This window comes from Synechococcus sp. R60.1 (assembly GCF_047461835.1).
In the GTDB taxonomy this organism is placed as follows: domain Bacteria; phylum Cyanobacteriota; class Cyanobacteriia; order Thermostichales; family Thermostichaceae; genus Thermostichus.
Window position 1 is genome coordinate 1 of sequence record NZ_JANSIA010000055.1, and the last position, 19,276, is coordinate 19,276.

At 58.2% G+C, this 19,276-nt stretch carries 18 protein-coding genes and 1 tRNA gene; 7 read left to right on the forward strand and 12 right to left on the reverse strand.

Annotated features, from left to right (window positions below; translation table 11 throughout):
* Nucleotides 1-108: 108 nt before the first annotated feature.
* The 5 genes from ftsY to NW834_RS08810 all read right to left on the reverse strand — a co-directional run bounded on the left by ftsY (nucleotide 109) and on the right by NW834_RS08810 (nucleotide 5,017).
* Entirely contained in the window at nucleotides 109-1,602 is a 1,494-nt protein-coding gene (gene ftsY, locus NW834_RS08790; protein ID WP_414419520.1) for a signal recognition particle-docking protein FtsY, read from the reverse strand.
* A gap of 103 nt (nucleotides 1,603-1,705) precedes the next feature.
* Nucleotides 1,706-2,533 (reverse strand): DUF2993 domain-containing protein, encoded by an 828-nt coding sequence (locus tag NW834_RS08795; RefSeq protein WP_414343865.1) that lies wholly within the window; start codon nucleotides 2,531-2,533, stop codon nucleotides 1,706-1,708.
* A gap of 68 nt (nucleotides 2,534-2,601) precedes the next feature.
* On the reverse strand, nucleotides 2,602-2,925 hold the full coding sequence (locus NW834_RS08800) for a hypothetical protein (protein WP_414419519.1): 324 nt from the start codon (nucleotides 2,923-2,925) through the stop codon (nucleotides 2,602-2,604).
* A 926-nt stretch (nucleotides 2,926-3,851) separates the two neighbouring features.
* Nucleotides 3,852-4,496 (reverse strand): M48 family metallopeptidase, encoded by a 645-nt coding sequence (locus tag NW834_RS08805; protein WP_414419518.1) that lies wholly within the window; start codon nucleotides 4,494-4,496, stop codon nucleotides 3,852-3,854.
* Between the two features lie 215 nt (nucleotides 4,497-4,711).
* Nucleotides 4,712-5,017 (reverse strand): hypothetical protein, encoded by a 306-nt coding sequence (locus NW834_RS08810; RefSeq protein WP_414343871.1) that lies wholly within the window; start codon nucleotides 5,015-5,017, stop codon nucleotides 4,712-4,714.
* A gap of 172 nt (nucleotides 5,018-5,189) precedes the next feature.
* Between NW834_RS08810 and minC the strand changes: the two genes are divergently transcribed.
* The 4 genes from minC (at nucleotide 5,190) to NW834_RS08830 (ending at nucleotide 9,844) form a co-directional block, all read left to right on the forward strand.
* Nucleotides 5,190-5,924: a septum site-determining protein MinC gene (gene minC / locus NW834_RS08815; RefSeq protein ID WP_414329647.1), complete on the forward strand. Its 735-nt coding sequence runs from the start codon at nucleotides 5,190-5,192 to the stop codon at nucleotides 5,922-5,924.
* Nucleotides 5,921-6,727 carry a septum site-determining protein MinD gene (gene minD / locus NW834_RS08820; protein WP_011431984.1) on the forward strand — a complete coding sequence of 269 codons (807 nt, stop codon included), beginning with the start codon at nucleotides 5,921-5,923 and terminating at the stop codon, nucleotides 6,725-6,727. Before minC ends, minD begins: the two co-directional genes overlap by 4 nt.
* Nucleotides 6,728-6,809: 82 nt before the next feature.
* Complete coding sequence (minE, locus tag NW834_RS08825; protein WP_011431985.1) at nucleotides 6,810-7,112, forward strand: cell division topological specificity factor MinE; 303 nt, start codon at nucleotides 6,810-6,812, stop codon at nucleotides 7,110-7,112.
* A gap of 383 nt (nucleotides 7,113-7,495) precedes the next feature.
* Nucleotides 7,496-9,844 carry a cation:proton antiporter gene (locus NW834_RS08830; protein WP_414419517.1) on the forward strand — a complete coding sequence of 783 codons (2,349 nt, stop codon included), beginning with the start codon at nucleotides 7,496-7,498 and terminating at the stop codon, nucleotides 9,842-9,844.
* Here NW834_RS08830 and NW834_RS08835 read toward each other — a convergent pair.
* The 5 genes from NW834_RS08835 to NW834_RS08855 all read right to left on the reverse strand — a co-directional run bounded on the left by NW834_RS08835 (nucleotide 9,822) and on the right by NW834_RS08855 (nucleotide 14,695).
* The gene (locus NW834_RS08835) at nucleotides 9,822-10,190 is read right to left on the reverse strand and encodes a gamma-glutamylcyclotransferase (RefSeq protein ID WP_414419516.1); all 369 of its coding nucleotides are present in this window, start codon (nucleotides 10,188-10,190) and stop codon (nucleotides 9,822-9,824) included. The two genes, NW834_RS08830 and NW834_RS08835, sit on opposite strands and share 23 nt — an antisense overlap.
* Before the next feature lie 42 nt (nucleotides 10,191-10,232).
* Nucleotides 10,233-10,844, reverse strand: coding sequence for a glycerol-3-phosphate 1-O-acyltransferase PlsY (gene plsY, locus NW834_RS08840; protein WP_414419515.1), 612 nt, complete (start codon nucleotides 10,842-10,844; stop codon nucleotides 10,233-10,235).
* A gap of 202 nt (nucleotides 10,845-11,046) precedes the next feature.
* The gene (gene gyrB / locus NW834_RS08845) at nucleotides 11,047-12,975 is read right to left on the reverse strand and encodes a DNA topoisomerase (ATP-hydrolyzing) subunit B (RefSeq protein ID WP_414409306.1); all 1,929 of its coding nucleotides are present in this window, start codon (nucleotides 12,973-12,975) and stop codon (nucleotides 11,047-11,049) included.
* Nucleotides 12,976-13,177: 202 nt separating this feature from the next.
* Entirely contained in the window at nucleotides 13,178-13,717 is a 540-nt protein-coding gene (rimM, locus tag NW834_RS08850) for a ribosome maturation factor RimM (RefSeq protein ID WP_414419514.1), read from the reverse strand.
* 12 nt (nucleotides 13,718-13,729) lie between these two features.
* The gene (locus NW834_RS08855; protein WP_414419513.1) at nucleotides 13,730-14,695 is read right to left on the reverse strand and encodes an SPFH domain-containing protein; all 966 of its coding nucleotides are present in this window, start codon (nucleotides 14,693-14,695) and stop codon (nucleotides 13,730-13,732) included.
* Between the two features lie 230 nt (nucleotides 14,696-14,925).
* On the opposite strand from NW834_RS08855, the gene NW834_RS08860 reads away from it, so the two are divergent.
* From NW834_RS08860 to leuC, 3 genes are all read left to right on the forward strand, one after another.
* On the forward strand, nucleotides 14,926-15,957 hold the full coding sequence (locus NW834_RS08860) for an NAD(P)/FAD-dependent oxidoreductase (RefSeq protein ID WP_414419512.1): 1,032 nt from the start codon (nucleotides 14,926-14,928) through the stop codon (nucleotides 15,955-15,957).
* Between the two features lie 64 nt (nucleotides 15,958-16,021).
* Complete coding sequence (locus NW834_RS08865; protein ID WP_414419511.1) at nucleotides 16,022-17,113, forward strand: polysaccharide deacetylase family protein; 1,092 nt, start codon at nucleotides 16,022-16,024, stop codon at nucleotides 17,111-17,113.
* 189 nt (nucleotides 17,114-17,302) lie between these two features.
* A complete protein-coding gene (leuC, locus tag NW834_RS08870) occupies nucleotides 17,303-18,706 on the forward strand; it encodes a 3-isopropylmalate dehydratase large subunit (protein ID WP_414343883.1) in 1,404 nt (467 codons plus the stop codon).
* A gap of 18 nt (nucleotides 18,707-18,724) precedes the next feature.
* Here the strand turns inward: leuC and NW834_RS08875 are convergent.
* Together NW834_RS08875 and NW834_RS08880 are read right to left on the reverse strand one after the other, a co-directional pair.
* A tRNA-Met gene (locus NW834_RS08875) sits at nucleotides 18,725-18,798 on the reverse strand.
* Between the two features lie 48 nt (nucleotides 18,799-18,846).
* Nucleotides 18,847-19,137: an XdhC family protein gene (locus tag NW834_RS08880; protein WP_414419510.1), complete on the reverse strand. Its 291-nt coding sequence runs from the start codon at nucleotides 19,135-19,137 to the stop codon at nucleotides 18,847-18,849.
* Nucleotides 19,138-19,276: the final 139 nt, after the last annotated feature.

Sequence of the window (19,276 nt, forward strand, 5' to 3'; positions counted from 1 at the left end):
GGTAGTAATCCGTACTGAACATATTATACATTATTTTCAGTATAGTTGAGCTTATTATTGACTAGAGTCATGCTCCTTCACAATGGCCCTTCTCAGAGAGGGGGTGCCTCAATACTCGCTTAGAAGAGCTTCCACAAACTCGTAGCTGGAAAAAGGCCGCAGATCTTCTAGCCCCTCGCCGGCGCCGATAAAGCGGATGGGTAGGTTCATCTGCTGCGTAATGGCCAGGGCAATCCCCCCCTTGGCGGTGCTATCCAGCTTAGTCAGGATCACACCGCTCAACTTGGCAGCCTCGGCAAACACCTCGGCTTGGCGCAACCCGTTTTGCCCTTGGGTGGCATCCAGCACCAGAAGGCTTTCTACTTTGGCTTCGGGAGCTTTTTTGTCAACGATGCGGCGGATCTTGGCTAGCTCGTCCATCAGGTTTTTCTTGTTTTGCAGACGGCCTGCCGTGTCCACCAACAGCAACTCGGTGCCCCTGGCCTTGGCGGCTGTGATGGCGTCAAAAACCACCGCTGCCGGATCGGCATTGGGAGAGGGATTGGCGATTACCTCTACCCCTGCTCGCTCTGCCCAAACCTTGAGCTGCTCCACAGCAGCAGCCCGGAAAGTATCAGCAGCAGCAATCAGACAGCGGTACCCAGACTTGCGGGCGACATGGGCAATTTTGCCAATGGTGGTGGTTTTGCCCGCCCCATTCACCCCGACAATCAGCCAAATGTTGAGCGTGTCCCGTTGTGGGGCAAAGGTGGGATTCCCCACCGTCAACATCTGCCGCATCTGCTGCTTGAGGTATTTGACGGCCTCCTCTGGGGGCACCACCTCCTCTCGCATGCGCTTTTGTAGGGCTTGGATGATCTGCTCGGTGGCGTCGATCCCCACATCGGCCTGCAGCAACAGGGCCTCAATTTCTTCCACAGCCTTCTGATCCAGAGGGCCGCGGCCTACCAGCGCTTTCAACTGGTTGATCAGGTTAAGGCGGGTTTTGCCCAAGCCTCGCCGCAGCTTTTGCAGCCAGGAGATTTCCTCAACGGAAATCTCTTCCGGTTTGCGCCCTTGAGCCGCCAGGATCTCGGCTGACCAGCGGAAGCCCTCATCGAAGACCAGCTCTTCCGGCCCCGTCTCTGGAGAGGGAGCAACGGCTGGAGTCACCGGCTCGGGTTTGGGCTCATCCACGGCGCTGGCTTGCAGGGCTTGGAGACGCTCAGCAGCACGGGGAGCCAGATCGAAAAACGAGGGAGCTGCCGCCGGCTGCACAGGGGGCGATTCTGGAGATGCTGGTTCTTGTGTTGGAGTGGAGGACTGGACGGGTTCACGGGGTTCTGCTTGGGCAAGTGGGCCGGAGTCCTCAGTCGAGGCCGGTGGCTGCAGCTGGACGGATTCTGCTCGCGCAGGCGGGGCGGACTCCTCGGTTGCCGGTGGGGCTTGGGCAGCAGCACGGGCCTTCAGGTTGGCATAGGCGGCTTTGGCAAAAGCCAAATAGTCTTCAGGGGAGATCTCCGCCGGTTCTGTGGCTGGCGCGGGGGCTGGTGGCGAAGACTCCGCTTCACCAGAAGAGTCGGTAGAGTCGGTATAGCGGCGGCGAAACCAATCGAAGGCCATAATCCCATCTCCAGCCTGGCTGATCTTTATCCAGTTTGACAGAGCAGCTCTCCTGCTAGAGCGCAGCCCTGGGGAGCTCATCCCTGCTCAATGGGGATCCCCGTTAGCGGGACGAGGTCCTTTCCAACCCTTCCACCCGCACAAACCCAATCACCTGCAACTGGTCAGGCTCTATCTCTAGGCTGAGCACCCGCATCAGGATCCCAATCTCTTCCAGCTCTTGCAGGTCAAGCACCTCATTGAGCCCGCCCAAAAACGCTGCTGAGATCTCATCGGGAACCCGCACAGAACCGATCACAAACTCCGGATTCTCCAGCTTTAGGCTGCGCCCTTCTTCCACGCGGATCCCGGTGTTAAACACCACCTCCACCGCTCGCGTTAGCGGGACGGAGTCCTTTTGCTCAGTACCGCCGTCTTTCTCCACCAAGAGGGCAGAGAGCTGAATGCGGCTGGGATCCGAAAACTCGACTCGAGGCTGACGCAGATCAAAACGGCGAGCTTCCCTTCCAGCTCCCCCAAAGGGCAGATCGGCGCGGATATCCTGAAACTGGCGGAGCACCTCTGGCTTGTTGAGGGCAGCATTCAAGTCCTCTTCTCGCACCACCACCCGTACCGCCGCTTGCAGAGGTCGCGCCAGGCGCAAGGGAGCCCCCTGGAAAAAAGAGGGGTCAATTGCCACCGGATCAGTTTCCAGCTCCAGAAGCTCGATGCGGGGAAAGGGCGCTCGATAGAGCCCGCGACCGGCAATCAGCAGGCGATCCGCTTGGCCATTCAGCAGTCGGTAATTGGGCTGGCTTTGAATACGCACCTCCAAAACCTCTGCCCGATCCAACTGATCCAGCAAAAGCTGCCGCGCCGTCTGATCCGCCAGATAGCCCGCTCCTCCTCCCAAGCTCGCCAACAGCCCCAAGAGAACCGCCAGGATCTCCATGCTCACTGCCCTGCTGTGCCCTAACCTAGGTTAGCAAGGGGATCCCTGGCCCACCTTGGGGATCCGGGCTAGCGCATCACCTTGAGGGGGCTGGCCTCAATGGGGCGATTGCCCATAAAGGTTTTGGCAATTTTCAGGCCATCAGCCATTATCGGGCGATTGAGCGCGGGGTCATGGATGAATTTGGCGCCAGAGGCAACCGTTGGGCGTCCCTCCCCCCAAGTGTCCACGACTTTGAGAGTTGCAGCAGCAACTGGACGTCCGTCGGCATAGTAATCCACCACTTTCAGGGTTGAAGCCCCAACCGGACGGTGGTCAATCTCAATTTCGCTGAACTTGACAGGGCTGGGAAACACGGGCGGGCCGGATTTCTCCCCCAGCAGTACCGGCATCTGAGCAGCCCCGGAGGCTCCATCAGCAGGCAGGGGAGCCAGGTTTAGAGCGTTACCCGTTTGCGTTAGCGGGAGGGCGTCCTTTCCCATAGAAGAAGCCTCTTGCTCTGGAAGCGTGCCGGAATGACCATTTGGAACGGCCATAAGAAACTCCTGAGTTGGTAGAGATAATGAACAAAACAGGACGGGAAAGGGCAGGAAGCTAGATCCCAGTGGAGCGCTGCAGAAGAGGGATACCCTTGGCAAGGCTAAAGGTTGGCCTCCCCAGGTTCAAATGAGTGAGACTGAATCTCGAATCTAAAGATATTCTAAACCAAAGTTTGGCATGGGATCCGCCGGCTGTGACCCAACGGTTCCTGAGACGATGCCGGCCAGTCGCGTTAGCGTTGCACAGCTATGACGTCCTCTTCGCTTCAGCCACTCCCTGGCAAAATCCAAAGCGGACGGTACACTAGTGAGTTAGCAAAGTCTATGGCAGGGATCCCCTATTCCTATTGGCGCTGGGCAAGGTGGCCGGCACCGGCTCTGTGGGCGTTGCTGCTTTGGTTTGCTCCTGCAGCTCGAGCTTCTACCCTGGACGCGCCCCCATTTGACCTGAATGTTGTCCGCTCCCGTTCTCTGCCGTGGAGACATCCTCTTCTTGTTCCCGAGCAGAAGGATCCCATCCCATCCGCTCGTGTTGGCGAGACGGAGTCCTGGGCTGAAGTCGAGGTGACAGAGCCTCCTTTCCTAGAGTTCACCCTTGAAGAAAGCAACGCAGCTGTTGCCCTATTTGGATGCGATTGCCCGGCCCACCTCAACCAGTTGCGGAGACTACGCGGTCTGCCTTTGCTGTGAAGCACAGCTCCACCAGTAACTGTCCCTGACAAAGAAACACAGGGAGCCATCCAGCCGGCCTTGGGCAGAAGGGATCCCCCTGGGCCGGGTTAGGGCAAGGCAGGGATTACCGGCAGGATCTCAATCTCGGTGCGTTGGGTTTGTTCGGGGGATCCGGAGGGCCAAATGGAGCCGCCGGAGCCGTGGAGTGGAACGGTCTGACCGGCTGGGCTGACCATGCCGTGCTGAATGATGAGCTGGTTGAGGCGGGCAATGCGCTCCGAGACGGGGGGATGGGTGCGCAGGAACTCTGGCACAGATCCGCGGGATTGCAACTTGGCCAAAAATTGCGGCATGCCCTGCGGGTCAAACCCGGCGCGATAGGCTGCCCCCAGACCTTTTTCATCGGCGATAAACTCGTTTTCACGGCTCTGCGGGCGCCGTACTCCCAATTCCAGGGCCAGAGCGGCCAGGGTACTGTCGTTGAGCCCCAACAATTGAGCCCCAAACTGGGCAGTGGCAGCCTGCTGCAGTTGTTGCAGGCCGTGGCGTTCGCCGATGTGGGCCACCTCGTGGGCCAGCACGGCGGCAATCTGGTCGTCGTTGTCGGCGGCTGCGAGGGCACCGGTGGTGATATAGACAAAGCCTCCCAGTGTGGCAAAGGCGTTGATGTCGGGATCTGCCACCACTTGAAAGGTGTAGGGCAGATGGGGCCGTTCGCTGTGGGCGGCCACCCGTTGGCCAATGCGGTTCACCCGCTCGACCCAGTAGGGATCCGAACTGAGGCGAAGTTGTCCCCGCGCTTTCAGCTAGAAATCGCAGGAGCCCCGCACTGTACCCGTAGGTTCAGTGTTGGGAGGAATGCGCTTTGATGAAGTATAATGGACCTTAATGGTGCAAGCGTAATTGCGCTTTTTGGGGCTGCTGTAAACCAGCCTAGAGGTCCGTGGTTGGCTTGCCAACTGCAGGGCTACTGAAAGCCCGCCCTGTACCGCTTAGCGGTCAGAGTCGGGTAGTTTACTTGTCGATCGATCTGGCGGCCTAAGCTCACCTCTTGGGCATCGTTCAACTGGCTCACCTGCAGCCACTGAAGGCCATGAATCAGCAAACGGCCCAGATCTTGGGCATGGGCAGGGGATCCCATCCCAGACGCCGCAAGAATGCTGAGTAGGGCAATGGCGACCGGTCTCACCGCGCGAGAACTCCACCCCTTGGAGAGGAGAGGATCCTGTCCTGCTGGCGCGAGCAGCCTGAGGGTGTGGCGAGGTTTCAACATCAGGAATTGGCTCCATCAAGTACCCTCAAGTTAGCGATCCCGAAGCAAGATTGTCCTGCCACCCAAGCGAAACCGCTTTGCTATCAAGGGCAACCGCCGAGAGAGTTTCCCCTGGCTTGGGGGAATGGAATAGGATAGGGCTCTATATTCAGGCAGACGTTTAAGGGCGGTCATGACGGGATCCCCTACATGGAACCCTGAAATCTCCCCATCTCCAGACTCCTGGGCCACGGGCAGCGTTTACTTTCGGTCGGATGCACAAGGGATTCATCTGCACTTGCCCAGCACCTTACCTTGGGAAGAGCTTTGGGAAAACCTGGTTTGGCAGTTGCGCAGCCGCAAACCCTACTGGGCCGGGGTCGCTCCCCTCACCCTCTGGAGCCAGCAGCGAGAGCTGGACATGCCCACCCTACAACTTCTTGCTGCCCTATTGTCTCAGCATGGACTGCAACTGTGGCGCGTTCAAACTCGATCCCGCTCGACAGCGATTGCAGCAGCGACGTTGGGGTATTCTGTGGAGCAATCTTCCCTTTTGGAGGCAGTTCCCCCTGCTCCCCCAGACACCACACCTCTGTACCTACGTTCGACAGTGCGCTCTGGCATGTCCGTGCGTCACAGAGGATCCGTATTCCTGTTGGGGGATCTCAACCCCGGCGGCGAGATCATTGCTGGAGGAGATATTTGGGTTTGGGGACGCTTGCGGGGCCTGGTTCACGCGGGGGCCGACGGCGACAAGGGAGCTGTAATTTTGGCTTTGCAGTTGGAGCCCACTCAGTTGCGCATTGCCGATCAAGTGGCCCGTCCGCCAGAAGGTGGATCCCTGCCCAACACCCCTGAAGTGGTTTACCTGCAGGAGGATGTCATCTGCGTCGCCAGCCTTCAGGATTTTCTGCGGAGAGGAGTATGAGCCGAGTCATTGTCATAACCTCTGGTAAAGGTGGAGTCGGCAAAACCACCGTGACGGCCAACCTGGGCACTGCCTTGGCGCGCTTGGGTCGCTCGGTGGTGGTGGTGGATGCAGACTTTGGCCTGCGCAACCTGGATTTGCTGCTGGGGCTGGAGAATCGGGTGGTGTACACAGCCCTAGAGGTGATCGCCGGGGAATGTCGCCTCGAGCAAGCTTTGGTGAAAGACAAGCGCACCCCCAATCTCTCGCTGTTGCCGGCAGCCCAAACCCGCAACAAAACGTCGGTGCATCCGGATCAGATGCGCCAGTTAATCGAGAAGCTGGCCAGCAGCCATGACTATGTGCTGATCGATTGTCCTGCTGGGATCGAGCAGGGGTTTCGCAATGCCATCGCCGGAGCCAACGAGGCCATCATCATCACCACCCCAGAAGTGGCAGCGGTGCGGGATGCAGATCGCGTGGTGGGCCTGCTGGAAGCCGCCCAGATTTCATCGACTCAGCTCATTGTCAACCGCCTGCGCCCGGACATGGTGGCAGCCGGCCAGATGATGTCGGTGGAAGATGTGGTGGAGGTGCTGGCCATCCCCTTGGTGGGTATCATTCCAGAAGACCGCGAGGTGATCGTCTCCACCAACAAAGGGGAGCCCCTGGTTCTCTCCGCCAATCCAACTCTGGCTGCTCAGGCCATCCAGCGCATTGCCCGACGGCTGGAAGGGGAAACAGTGGACTTCCCCAAGATGGCCAGTTTGGGCGAGTCCTTTTGGGAGCGGGCCAAACGGTTTTTAAACCAAAAGGTGCTCTGACGACTGTTCCATCTCTAACTCATCCAGGTTGCAATGGCAATTTTGACCTGTTTACAACTGAGTAACAAAGCCAACAAAACCTATGCTCCTCGATTTTTTGGATCAGCTTTTTTCTCGGCACTCCGGCAACAGCCGCCAGCAAGCCAAGCAACGGTTGAAGCTGATCTTGGCCCATGACCGCGCTGACCTCACCCCGGCGGCGCTGGAATCAATGCGCCTGGAGATTTTGGGGGTGGTGTCCCGCTATGTGGAGCTGGATTCAGAAGGGATGCAGTTTCACTTGGCCACGGAAGGGGGAACGACTGCTCTTATTGCCAATCTGCCTATCCGTCGCGTTAAGCCCTTAGAGACCGGTCTCAGCCGCTCAGAAGGCGAGAAAGCCTAGAAGGGGAGATTTCTGGCAGCATGTTAATTGGCCTTCATTCCAACAGGGCTCCCAATGCCAGAGTGGTCGTCAAGCTCGCTCTGTGATAGGTTGAGGTAAGTCGTGTGTACTGTAGAAAGAGTGGAGCTGGGTGTAGCTTTTGCAACTTTATGGAGCCAGCGCACAGAGGTTAACTAAATGTTAACTCTGCATGTTCGAGCTCATGAACTGCTGACGTGATGGGCAGAGCCACCTTGACGATTGGAGACTTTCCAGCAGTCTGTATTGGCGTTAGCGTTGCGGAGTAATAACGACGTTAACGATGGAAACAATGAGAGGGTTGGCGTTCAGTAGCTGGAAAGGTAAGGGCTCCGTCCCGCTATTGCGTTCGGTTAAGCCTCAATATGCAAGATTCATTTGAGCTGACGATCCTGTTTACGCTAGCCCTGGTGGCTGGGATCGCTGCTCAGGTGCTGGCCAATTTTGTCAAAGTGCCCAGCATTGTATTCCTGCTGCTGTTTGGCCTGTTGCTGGGGCCAGATGGTTTGGGCTGGGTTCATCCCCAAGTCATGGGATCCGGGCTGGAAGCGCTGGTGTCGTTGGCGGTGGCTCTGATCTTGTTTGAGGGGGGACTGAACCTGCGGCTGCAACGTCTCAATCAGGTATCCGATAGCCTGCGCAATTTGGTTTTGTTGGGATCCCTGCTGACCTTGGTGGGGGGAGCGGCAGCAGCTCACTATCTGGGGGAGTTTCCCTGGCGGCTGGCTTTTTTGTTTGGATCCCTGGTGGTGGTGACGGGGCCGACGGTGATCAACCCTATCCTGAAGCGGGTACGAGTCGATTCGGCAGTCAGCACCCTCCTGGAAGGAGAAGGGGTGCTCATCGATCCCATCGGGGCCATTCTGGCAGTGGTGGTGCTGCAGGTGGTGCTCTCCGGCCATCCCAGTTTTCTCATGGCCCTGGAACAGTTGTCCAGCCGTCTGGCCATCGGGTCGGCGGTGGGAGCGCTGGGGGGCTGGCTGATGGGATCCTTCCTGCTTTGGTCGCGGCAGTTTTTAACCGAGGAGCTGCGCAACTCGGTGGTGCTGGCGGGGGCCCTGGGGGTGTTTGCCTTGGCCCAGTCGCTGCGATCGGAGGCGGGGCTGATGGCGGTGGTGATGGCGGGCCTGGTGGTGCGGCAGAAGGCGGCCATTGCCGAGCGGGGTGTGCGGCAGTTTCACGGCCAGTTGGTGGTGTTGGCCATCTCTGTGATCTTTATCCTGCTGACTGCCACGCTCTCCCTCAAGGCGGTGTTTGCCCTGGGCTGGGGATCCCTGGCCACAGTGCTGTGCTTGATGCTGGTCATCCGCCCCTTGAGCGTGTGGCTGTGTACCTGGCGCAGCGACCTGAATTGGCGGCAGAAGCTGTTTGTGGCTTGGCTGGCTCCTCGGGGCATTGTGGCGGCTTCGGTGGCCTCCTTGTTTGCCATTCTGCTGACAGAACGGGGCATTACTGGGGGGGATGCCCTCAAGGCGCTGGTGTTTTTGACCATCTCGGTGACGGTGACGGTACAGGGGCTGACCGCGGCTTGGGTGGCCCGTTGGCTGGGTCTGGATCAGGGCAGTTCCACCATAATCATCGGCGATCATCCCCTCACCAACCAATTGGCCCAGTTGATGCGCTCGCTCAACCAGACGGTCGAGGTGATCCCGTTGGTTTCTGGGTCTTCCAAAAATGGGCACGGCAGCTACAAAGCTCCCCACCCAACAGACGGTAAGGACTCCATCCCGCCATCCCGTAAGTCCTCCACATCCCTGTCAGGAACGCCGAAGCGTCGTCCAGCAGATGGCTTGCCCCCACAACTTCATTCCTCTGACGGCAACGGCACCCACAAGTCTGCCCCAAGCCAGGAAGTCGGCAAGCCAGAAGCCATCCCCGGATCCCTGCAGGAAGCTGTACTGAACGAGTCTGCTTTGTTGAAGGCCGATATCGACCATGCGGAAACTCTGTTGATCCTGACTCTGGATCCGCAGGTAAACTGGGCCATTGCCGAGTTGATGGTGAAACTCTCGGTTTCGGCCACCATCTGGACGGTGTTGCTGCCGGATATGCCCATCTCAGAAGGGATCCGCACCTTGCAGCCTTCCTTCCCCCAACTGCAGCGCTGGGCCGGCTATCTGGAGGCCAACCGGGCTGAGCTGCGCTCGATCACCCTACCCACGTTGGCAGACCTGGGCCTGCCTCTCCCTTTATCGCTACGTGACGCTTCTGCGAATGCGGCCTCAACCCTGCCGGAGGCAGTGCGGAGCAATAGAGCTGATGTCTTGACGGCTCAAGAGTCGTTCCCGACAGCGGTGCGGAGCGCTTTTTCAGCACCAGCGCTGCCCAATCCCTTCCTGGCCCAGATGGGACTGGAGGATCCCACCCTTGAACGGCTGCGGGATCAGTTTGCCTATCGAATCAAAGCCGATCTATGCCTGCCCTTGTTGTTGGTGCGCCCGCAGCGGCTGAGGAGCGGCTCATCTCGACCGGGTCGGCTCTTCTACCTGCCTGAGCCAGACATTTGGCGACGCGGGGATCGCATCTACTACCTGGAGCGCGTTTCCAGCCCTGTGGATGCTGGTGTTCTCTCCGCCAAAGAGTCTGATTCCCAAGAATGGGATCCGTCGGCAGCCGTTCGCGTTCGCGACAGCGGTGCGGAGCACAACAGTGGGATAGAGTCTTTGTTGCCGCCCCAGTATGTTGAGGGCGTCAAGCTCCACTTTGATCTCTAGCCAGCCAGCGGCCACTGGGGATGAGGGAACACCCCTGCACCTGCTCAGGCTGACCCAGATAAACCCAAGCAAAGGTGCCGCTATCCAGTTGCACCCACTGCCGTTCGTACACCCGCGGGTGGTCTTCCAGCTCGTCCAATCGGGGCAATAGACTCAAGGGGATGCGGTAGCACTCGCCGTAGAGCCGGTTTCGGCCACGAACTGCCATCGGGTAGGGGCCGAGACTGTAAAGATCAATGTGGTTGAGGCTGTCTGTCCCCAAAAATTCTGCCCCCTGCAGCAAGCTGTGGTATTGGCCGCCCCGCAGCAGGGATCCGTAGACAAAAACCACTGTGGTCGGTTGCATAGCGTTGCGGAGTAATACAGCTGCTTCACAGTGCCTTGAAAATTAGGGAGATTGCGTCCATTTTTGGCCAATGCGCGGCTCCGACCCGGCCAGTAGGCGCTCGATGTTGCGCCGATGAGCACCGATCACATACACCCCGCCCGCCAACGCAAACAACAAATAGGGCAAAGGTTGAGCTGTTGCCCACATCACCACCGGGGCCGCCACTGCCGCCAGCAGGGAGCTGAAGGAAACGATGCGGGTGAGGGCGAGCCCCAGCAGCCAGACGCCGAAAGTTGTCAGGGCTACCGGCCAAGCCATGGCCAACAAGATCCCCAGGCTGGTGGCCACCGATTTGCCCCCCCTGAAGCCCAGCCAGCAGGAACGGCTATGGCCGATCACTGCGAACAATGCCGCCAAAACCACCCACCACGCGGATCCCAAGGCCGATCCCAGAGCCACTGCTGCTGCCCCCTTGGCAGCATCCACCAGCAACACCAGCAGGGCGGGCCCCTTGCCCAACGTCCGCAACACATTGGTCGCTCCGGTAGAGCCGGATCCATGTTGGCGAATATCGATCCCCCCCCACCAACGGCCTACCCAGTAGCCGGTTGGAATGGATCCCAGGAGATAGCCCCCCAGCGCAGCGAGAAGAGCGGTAAGGAATGCAGGCATGGCAGGATCTTGAGCGCTCCTCCCTCACTTTGCCACAGGGTCTGGGCTGCAACTGGGATCTTGCCCCGTCCGGGAGCTTTTGGCTGCTCGCGGCCTCGTCTGCAACACCGTTACGTTCGCGACAGCGGTGCGGAGCACTTTCCCCCTGCCGTGGGCCCCGAAGAGGCGGGACAGAGTTCTCTCCACCCAATATCGAGAGTCGCTAAATATCGAGAGCCGCCAGATCCAAATGGGCACTGTGGGCCTCAATAAACTCCCGTCGGGGACCAACAGCATCTCCCATCAAGATGGTGAAAATGCGATCCGCCTCCACCGCATCTTCGATGGTGATTTGTTTGAGGGTGCGCGTTGCCGGGTTCATGGTGGTCTCCCAAAGTTGTTCGGGCATCATTTCCCCCAGACCCTTGAACCGTTGGATGGTGTACTTGGTGTTGGCAGGCAGCCCCCGCAGGATCTGGTCTTTCTCGGCGTCGCTGTAGCAGTAGCGAACATTGTTGCGGCCCCACTCGATTTTGTAGAGCGGCGGACAGGCGATATAGACATAGCCCTGTTCCAGAAGCGCCTTTTGATAGCGGTAGAAAAAGGTCAGCAACAGGGTGCGAATGTGGCTACCGTCCACATCGGCATCGGTCATGAGGATGATGCGGTGGTAGCGCAGTTGGCTGGGATCAAATTCATCGCCTTTAACTCCCAAACCCAGCGCTGTGATCATCGCCTGAATTTCGGCGTTTTTGTAGATCTTGGCGGGATCCGCCTTTTCAATGTTGAGGATCTTGCCGCGCAAGGGCAACACCGCCTGAAACTGCCGATCCCGACCCTGTTTGGCGCTGCCGCCTGCAGAGTCGCCTTCCACCAAATACACCTCAGACTCCGCCGGGTCGCGGCAACTGCAATCGGCCAACTTCCCCGGCAGCGTGGAAGATTCCAGGGCAGATTTGCGCCGCACCAATTCTCTGGCCCGCCGGGCTGCCTCGGCAGCATTGAAGGACTGGATGGCCTTATCGACGATCCCCCTGGCCACGTTGGGGTTGAATTCCAAGTACTCCGTGAGCGCCTCGGAGACGAGGGTTTGCACAATGCCCCGCACCTCGGTGTTGCCCAACTTGGTTTTGGTTTGCCCCTCAAACTCGGGGTTGGGCACCTTGACCGAGACGATGGCCGTCAACCCCTCGCGCACATTTTCTCCGGCCAGGTTGCTGTCGGAGTCTTTCAGCTTGTTGAGCTTGCGGGCTTGACTGTTGATGGTGAGGGTAAGAGAGGTTTTCAAGCCCTCCAGGTGGGTACCCCCTTCGTTGGTGCGGATGTTGTTGGCAAAGCCGATCAAATTGTCGGTGTACACATCCGAGCACCACTGCAGCGCCACTTCCACCTCCACACCATCCCGCTCCCCTTGGATGTAGATGATGTCGGAGTGGATGGGCGTTTTTTCGTGGTTGATAAAGGCTACATATTCCCTGATGCCGCCTGCATATTGATAGGTTTCGCAGTGGGGCGGATCCCGCCGCAGATCGCTGAAGGTAATTTTCAAGCCGGCATTGAGGTAGGCCAATTCGCGAAAGCGGGCCGCCAGCAGGGCATAGTCGAACTCTCGCTCGGGAAAGATCAGTCCATCCGGCTTGAAGCGCACCTCTGTACCCCGCCGATTGGATCCCTTGGGTTGGGGTTCAGATTTCAGGGATCCCACCACCGCCCCGCGCTCGAAACGTTGAAAGTAAACCTTGCCCTCTCGCCAAACCGTCACCTCCACCCATTCGGAGAGGGCATTCACCACCGACACGCCCACCCCGTGCAGCCCACCGGAGACTTTGTAGCCGCCACCGCCAAACTTGCCCCCCGCGTGCAGCACCGTCAGCACCGTAACCAGGGCCGACTGCCCGGTTTTGGGGTGGATGTCCACCGGAATGCCACGGCCATTGTCCAAGACGGCTACCGAGCCGTCGGGATGCAGGCTGATCTGAATATCATTGCAATAGCCGGCCAGGGCCTCATCCACAGAGTTGTCCACCACCTCGTACACCAAATGGTGCAACCCCTTCGGCCCGGTGGAGCCAATATACATGCCAGGCCGCTTGCGCACAGCCTCCAAGCCTTCCAAAACTTGGATCTGCTCTGCACCGTAGTTTTCCGTCATTCCCAACTCCAATCCCGAGGAAGGCTCCTAGCCAAGATCAACAGAAACCCAGAAAAATTGACCTTAAAGGCCAGGAATCAGCTTATCATCAAAAAAACTGTCCCCATGATAGCACAAAAGGCTAGAACGGCCACACAGGCGCTTCTGAGGGCCAAGTTCAGGATGGGATGCAGGTACGGAAGTCAGGCCGTCTTGCCGAACTCTAACCCAGAAAGCTCTCCACCAACCCAGGCGGCGGCTGCACGTGCAGTGCGCCTTTTTCCAAATCCACGACGGGCACCAGGGCTTTCACAAAGGGGATCAACACCTGCCGATGGTCAGAGGTTGTTATCTCCAGCACATCCTGGCCGGCTGCCAAAATCCCCGAAACCTGTCCCAGCAGCTTCCCTTGGTGATAGACGGCCAAGCCGATGAGATCGCGGTAGTGGTACTCTTCCGGCTGCAAGGGCAAGCGGTGGGAAGCCGGTACCAGCAGCCTAGCTCCTACCCAAGTCTCAGCCACCGTTCGATTGGGGATCCCTTCCAGTCGCACCAAATAAAGACCCTTAGCCGGGAAAAACTGCCCCTCGATCAAGGGGTGCAGCAGGGGCTCGGGATCCGTATCCCGCTGCAACCAGCGTGGTCCAGGCTCTGTGAAGCGCTCTGGAAAATCCGACCAGCACCTAACCCGCAGCCAGCCCCGCAAGCCGTGGGCCGCCACCACCTGTCCCACCAGCAGCCAATCGGGATCCCGGGCCATCATGGTCGGTCAAACTCAGTCGAGCCGCGGAAAGTCCACTTCGGTTGGGAAAGCGGTCGGGGTGCGCAGCTTCTGAGAGGTCACTGTGCGAGATCCTTCCCCACCCTTGGCCACGTCCACCATGGAGAGCAGCCCTTGCAGGGTGCCAGGGATCGAATTGGGATCCATGAAGATTACCTTGGCGCTGGGACTGCTGCCCACCTTGAGGCCCATGTCGATATAGTTTTGCGCCATCAGGTATTGCAACGCATTGGCTGCCTCTGGATTCTCCTGCAGCGTGGCGGCGATGGTCTTGATGGCTTCAGCCGTGCCCTCAGCCAACAGCAGCCGCTCTCGCTTCTCCGCTTCTGCTCGCAATAGCTGTGCCTTGGCGGCCCCCGCAGCCTGGTTGATGCTGGCCTGCTGCTCCCCTTCTGATTTCAGAATAGCGGCCCGCTTTTCCCGCTCGGCAGCCATTTGTTTTTCCATCGAGTCTTGCACGGTTTTGGAGGGTTGAATGTCCCTGACTTCCACGCGCGTGATCTTGATCCCCCAGGGATCTGTGGCCTCGTCCAGCTCTGTCAAAAGGCGGGCGTTGATCTCGGCGCGGGAGGAAAAGGTTTGATCCAAATCCATACGGCCAATCTCGGCGCGCAAGGCCGTCAGCACCAGGTTAATCAAAGCCCGCTGCACATCCTCCACCGCATAGCGGGCCTTGATCATGTCGGTGATGCGCCAATAGACCACCGCATCGGCCATCAAAGAGACGTTGTCGCTGGTGATGCACTGCTGAGGAGGCACGTCCAACACCTTCTCGCGGATGGTTTCCTGGAACACAATCCTATCGATAGGGGTAAGAATAAAGTGCAATCCTGGGGTCAGCTTGCGATGAAACCTGCCCAAACGCTCCACCAATGCCTCATACCCCTGGCTGATGATTTTGACCGAGTTGAACAGGTAGCCGACAAAGATCAGGGCAATGGCCGCTAAGATACCTGGCATAGGGCTTTTCTCCTAAGGGGGAGTTCAGTCCCCATTCTAGACGGTTGCTAGACGGTTGTTGGGACTGCTCCCTTCACTTGGATCACGCCTCAACAGAAATGTGGTGGACTCAGCAGGATAAGCAGTCCTCGGAACATATAGAGTTTCTTAAGATTTTTCATTAAGATTTTTCAGGCCGCAGCCAACGACCTGAGATCACCCGGCAAAAAGCTCGTGAGGGGATCCCGTCTATGAAACTGAGCAGCAGGAATCTAGAGGTTGGTTTGGGCAAAATCTATGACGTGATTGTGGCCGGAGGGGGAGCAGGGGGGTTGTCGGCGGCAATCTATCTGGCTCGTTATGGATTGAGTTGCCTGGTGGTGGAGAAGGGCAGAGGCCGCTCTTTTTGGATGCAGGATTTGCGCAATTATCTGGGATTGCCTCCGACCACTCCCGGACGAGAGCTGTTGCGACAGGGAACAGAGCACGCCCTCAGTTTAGGGGTAGATTACCTGCGCGGCTTCGTGGAAGATGCCACCGATGAGGGAGACCTCTTTGCGGTCAAAGTTAAGGTGGGAAAAGTTAACAGCCTCTACCCCATTTTTCGGAGCAAATATCTGATTGCAGCAACCGGCATTATGGACGAGCTGCCTCAGTTGTCGGATATGCAGAATGTTTACGACTACGCCGGCTATTCACTGCATGTCTGTATGATCTGCGACGGCTATGAAATGCGGGATCAAAAGTCAGTGTTGATCGTCAATTCGGAAGATCGGATCAATACAGCTTTTGTCCTCAACTGGTTTACACCCTATATCTCGGTGTTGACCCACGGCCTCTGCTCGGTCGGCCCCGACATGCGCAAAAAACTGGCGGATCATGGCTACCCCCTCTACGAATCTCCTATTCGCCGCTTTCTTGGAGAAAACCATCAATTGCAGGGTGTGGAGCTGGAAGATGGCACTTACATCGAAGCAACTACCGGCTTGGTGGCGATGGGAGCCAAATACCACAATGCCTATTTGAAAGGGATCCCCGGCTTGAAATGGCAAGGGGAAAACTTGTTGACCGACGAGTGGTGTCGCACTGCCCATCCGCGGCTGTTTGCACTGGGCGATTTGAAGCAGGGCCTGAACCAAGTGTCGATTGCGGTTGCCGATGGTACCTTAGCTGCCACAGCCATTTGGCGGGACATCCGACGGGCCTCACCTGCACGTAAATGGGAAGAGCGCCTGCTCTCGCCACCTGGGATCCCAGGGCCTTCCGGATCCTCACTAAATTGATGGGCTCTATCGAGCTTGGGTGGCTTCTGTCCTATGATTGGTTGCGAAGGCTTAAGCCATTCCTATGCACTCTCTGAAAGCGTCGATATTTTGCCTGGTTTTCCTACTGGTTGGACTGATCTACTACTGCACGGTAGGGGCCCAGCCTCTTTTTGAGCTGAACCTGACGGCCACCTCGGAATACAACCTCATTCTCCCCATCGAAAGCATTCGGGTGGTGCGCGGCGCCAATCCCCAAGATTTGCTCATTTATTTATCAGCTCCTTCTGCAGCCTGGATCCATCAAGAAGAGGTGAACGGGCATTATGTGATCGACATCCCCTACGGAGTCATTACCCGTACAACAACCGTCGAGATTGCCTCGGATCTGCCCTATCGACTGAGCTGGGGCAACCAAAATGAGCAGACGGGGCGACTGTTGATTACCCCTGCTCCCCCTCGTGTGGAGGTGTTTCTGCAGCATAGCTGGATCCCGGATCCCGACTTTCTCGATCCGGCGGAAAACAGCCAACCTTTGCAACTGCCCTTGGAAGAAATGCTGGGGCCTTTACTGGAGGTGCCGCCTCGTTCTGCCTTTCTGACCATTGACGATGGCCCCTGGCCCCAATCCACCCCCCGACTTTTACAGGTTTTGGATGATCTTCAGATCCCGGCCACTTTCTTTGTTATTGGCACCCACGTTTCCCGATTTCCAGAATTGGCTCAATTGATCCAGGCCCATCACCACACCATAGCCAATCACACTTTTACCCACGATTATCAACGTCTCTACGGAAGCAATGAGCTGTTTTATGCTGAGGTGGATCAGACAACCCAACTGCTCAAAACGCTGAACTTGGATCCCCAACTGGTTGTTCGCCCACCGGGAGGTTTTCGCCTAGACTCTGCTTTGCGCCATTCTCTAGAGCAGGCAGGGTATCGCGTTCTTTACTGGAACATGAGCGCAGAAGATGCCTACGCCGGCCAAAGTGCAGCCCAACTTTTGGAGCGCATTCGAGCCCAGTTGCCGGCGATCCAAGCTTCCGAGCGGCCCCTGGTTTTGCTGCTGCACGATCGCTGGCCCCACACTGCAGAGGCCCTGCCGGATATCGTCGCCGCCATTGAAGGGGCGGGCTATCGCTTTTTGCCCTGGCCGGCCATCAGGGATCCCGTTTGAAGGGCTGGCAACAGGTTTTCTGGCTTGAGGACTCCGACCCGCCTTTGCCGGCTGGGGATGTTCAAAGAAGGGCTGCATCTCGCTCAGCTCAGCAGCGTTGCCCAGAGATAACGGAGGCCTGTGCCTTGACAAGCTTTTCCCCAAGTAGCACATTGAAAGTTTACAGGACTTGGCTGCGGGCCGAGAAAGATGAGCGAGAGGACATTATTCGATAAGGTGTGGGATGCCCATACGGTGCGGATTTTGCCCTCTGGGCAGACGCAGTTGTTCATCGGCCTGCACCTAATTCACGAGGTGACCAGTCCGCAGGCTTTTGCCATGCTGCGGGAGCGCCATCTGCCGGTTCTGTTTCCCGAGCGGACGGTGGCCACCGTGGATCACATCATTCCCACCGACAACCGGGCACGGCCTTTTGCGGATCCCTTGGCAGAGGAGATGATCCAGGAACTGGAGCGCAATTGTCGGCAATACGGCATCCGTTTCTACAACAGTGGCTCCGGTCGGCAGGGGATCGTGCATGTGATTGCCCCGGAGCAAGGGTTAACTCTGCCGGGGATGACCATCGCCTGTGGGGACAGCCACACCTCTACCCACGGGGCCTTTGGGGCCATTGCTTTTGGGATCGGCACCAGCCAGGTGCGAGACGTATTGGCCACCCAAACTTTGGCTTTGTCCAAGCTCAAGGTGCGCCGCATTGAGATCCACGGCAAGTTGGGGCCGGGAGTTTACGCTAAGGATGTAATTCTGCACATCATCCGCAAGCTGGGGGTCAAAGGCGGGGTGGGCTACGCCTACGAGTATGGGGGCAGCGCCATTGAAGCCATGAGCATGGAAGAGCGCATGACCCTCTGCAACATGTCCATCGAGGGAGGGGCCCGCTGCGGCTACGTCAACCCCGATGGGGTGACCTTTGAGTATTTGCGGGGGCGAGAGTTTGCCCCCCAGGGATCCGATTGGGAAGAGGCGGTAGCCTGGTGGAGAAGCCTGGCCAGCGATGGCGATGCCCGCTACGACGATGTGGTGGTCTTCCAAGCCGCAGATATTGCGCCGACGGTTACTTGGGGGATCACCCCCGGCCAAGGTATTGGGGTGGATGAGCGGATCCCTGCCCCCGAGGATCTGCCGGAAAGCGAGCGGGAACTGGCCAAAGAGGCCTATGCCTACATGGACTTGCAGCCGGGGGATCCCATTGTAGGGACACCAGTGGATGTCTGCTTCATCGGCAGTTGCACCAATGGCCGCTTGAGCGACCTGCGGGAGGCAGCCAAGATTGCTAAGGGGCGACGGGTGGCCCCAGGGGTGAAGGCGTTTGTGGTGCCCGGCTCAGAACGGGTAAAGCAGGAGGCAGAACAGGAGGGCTTGCGGGAGATCTTCGAGGCGGCAGGGTTTGAGTGGCGGGATCCCGGTTGCTCCATGTGTTTGGCGATGAACCCGGATCGGCTGGTGGGGCGCCAGATCAGCGCCTCTTCTTCCAACCGCAACTTCAAGGGCCGCCAGGGATCCCCCAGCGGGCGCACTCTGCTCATGAGCCCGGCCATGGTGGCAGCGGCGGCAGTCAGCGGCAAGGTGGTGGATGTGCGGACACTGCTTTAAGCAACTGTCTCCTAGGTATAGCGGGGACTGGATTTGAACCAGTGACCTTCGGGTTATGAGCCCGACGAGCTACCAGGCTGCTCTACCCCGCGGCGCTTTTCTAGCCTAGCTTGTTCTCGGGCCAACCGGCAAGCCTACGCCTAAGTTTCGCCCTTTTGTGTGGGTATTGTCTTCGGGGATCCCCGTCGCACCTGGATGAGCTGGGCGGTGATGCTGATGGCAATCTCGGCGGGGGTTTCGGCGTGGATCTCCAGGCCAATGGGGGCAAAGAGCCGACTGAAGGCGGTCTCCGGGATCCCTTCCTGGGCCAGGGTTCGCAGTACGGTTTGTACCCGCTTGCGGCTGCCGATCATCCCCAGGTAGTGGGGGGTCAGGCCGGAGTGGTAGATGGCCCGCAGGATTTGGCAATCGAGGCTGTAGCTGCGGGTCACAAGAGCATGACTCTAGTCAATAATAAGCTCAACTATACTGAAAATAATGTATAATATGTTCTGTACGGATTACTACCAGTTGATCTTTCTGTTTACTTTCGAGTCTGCCAACATGGTAGCCAAAGCAAAGCAGAAAATT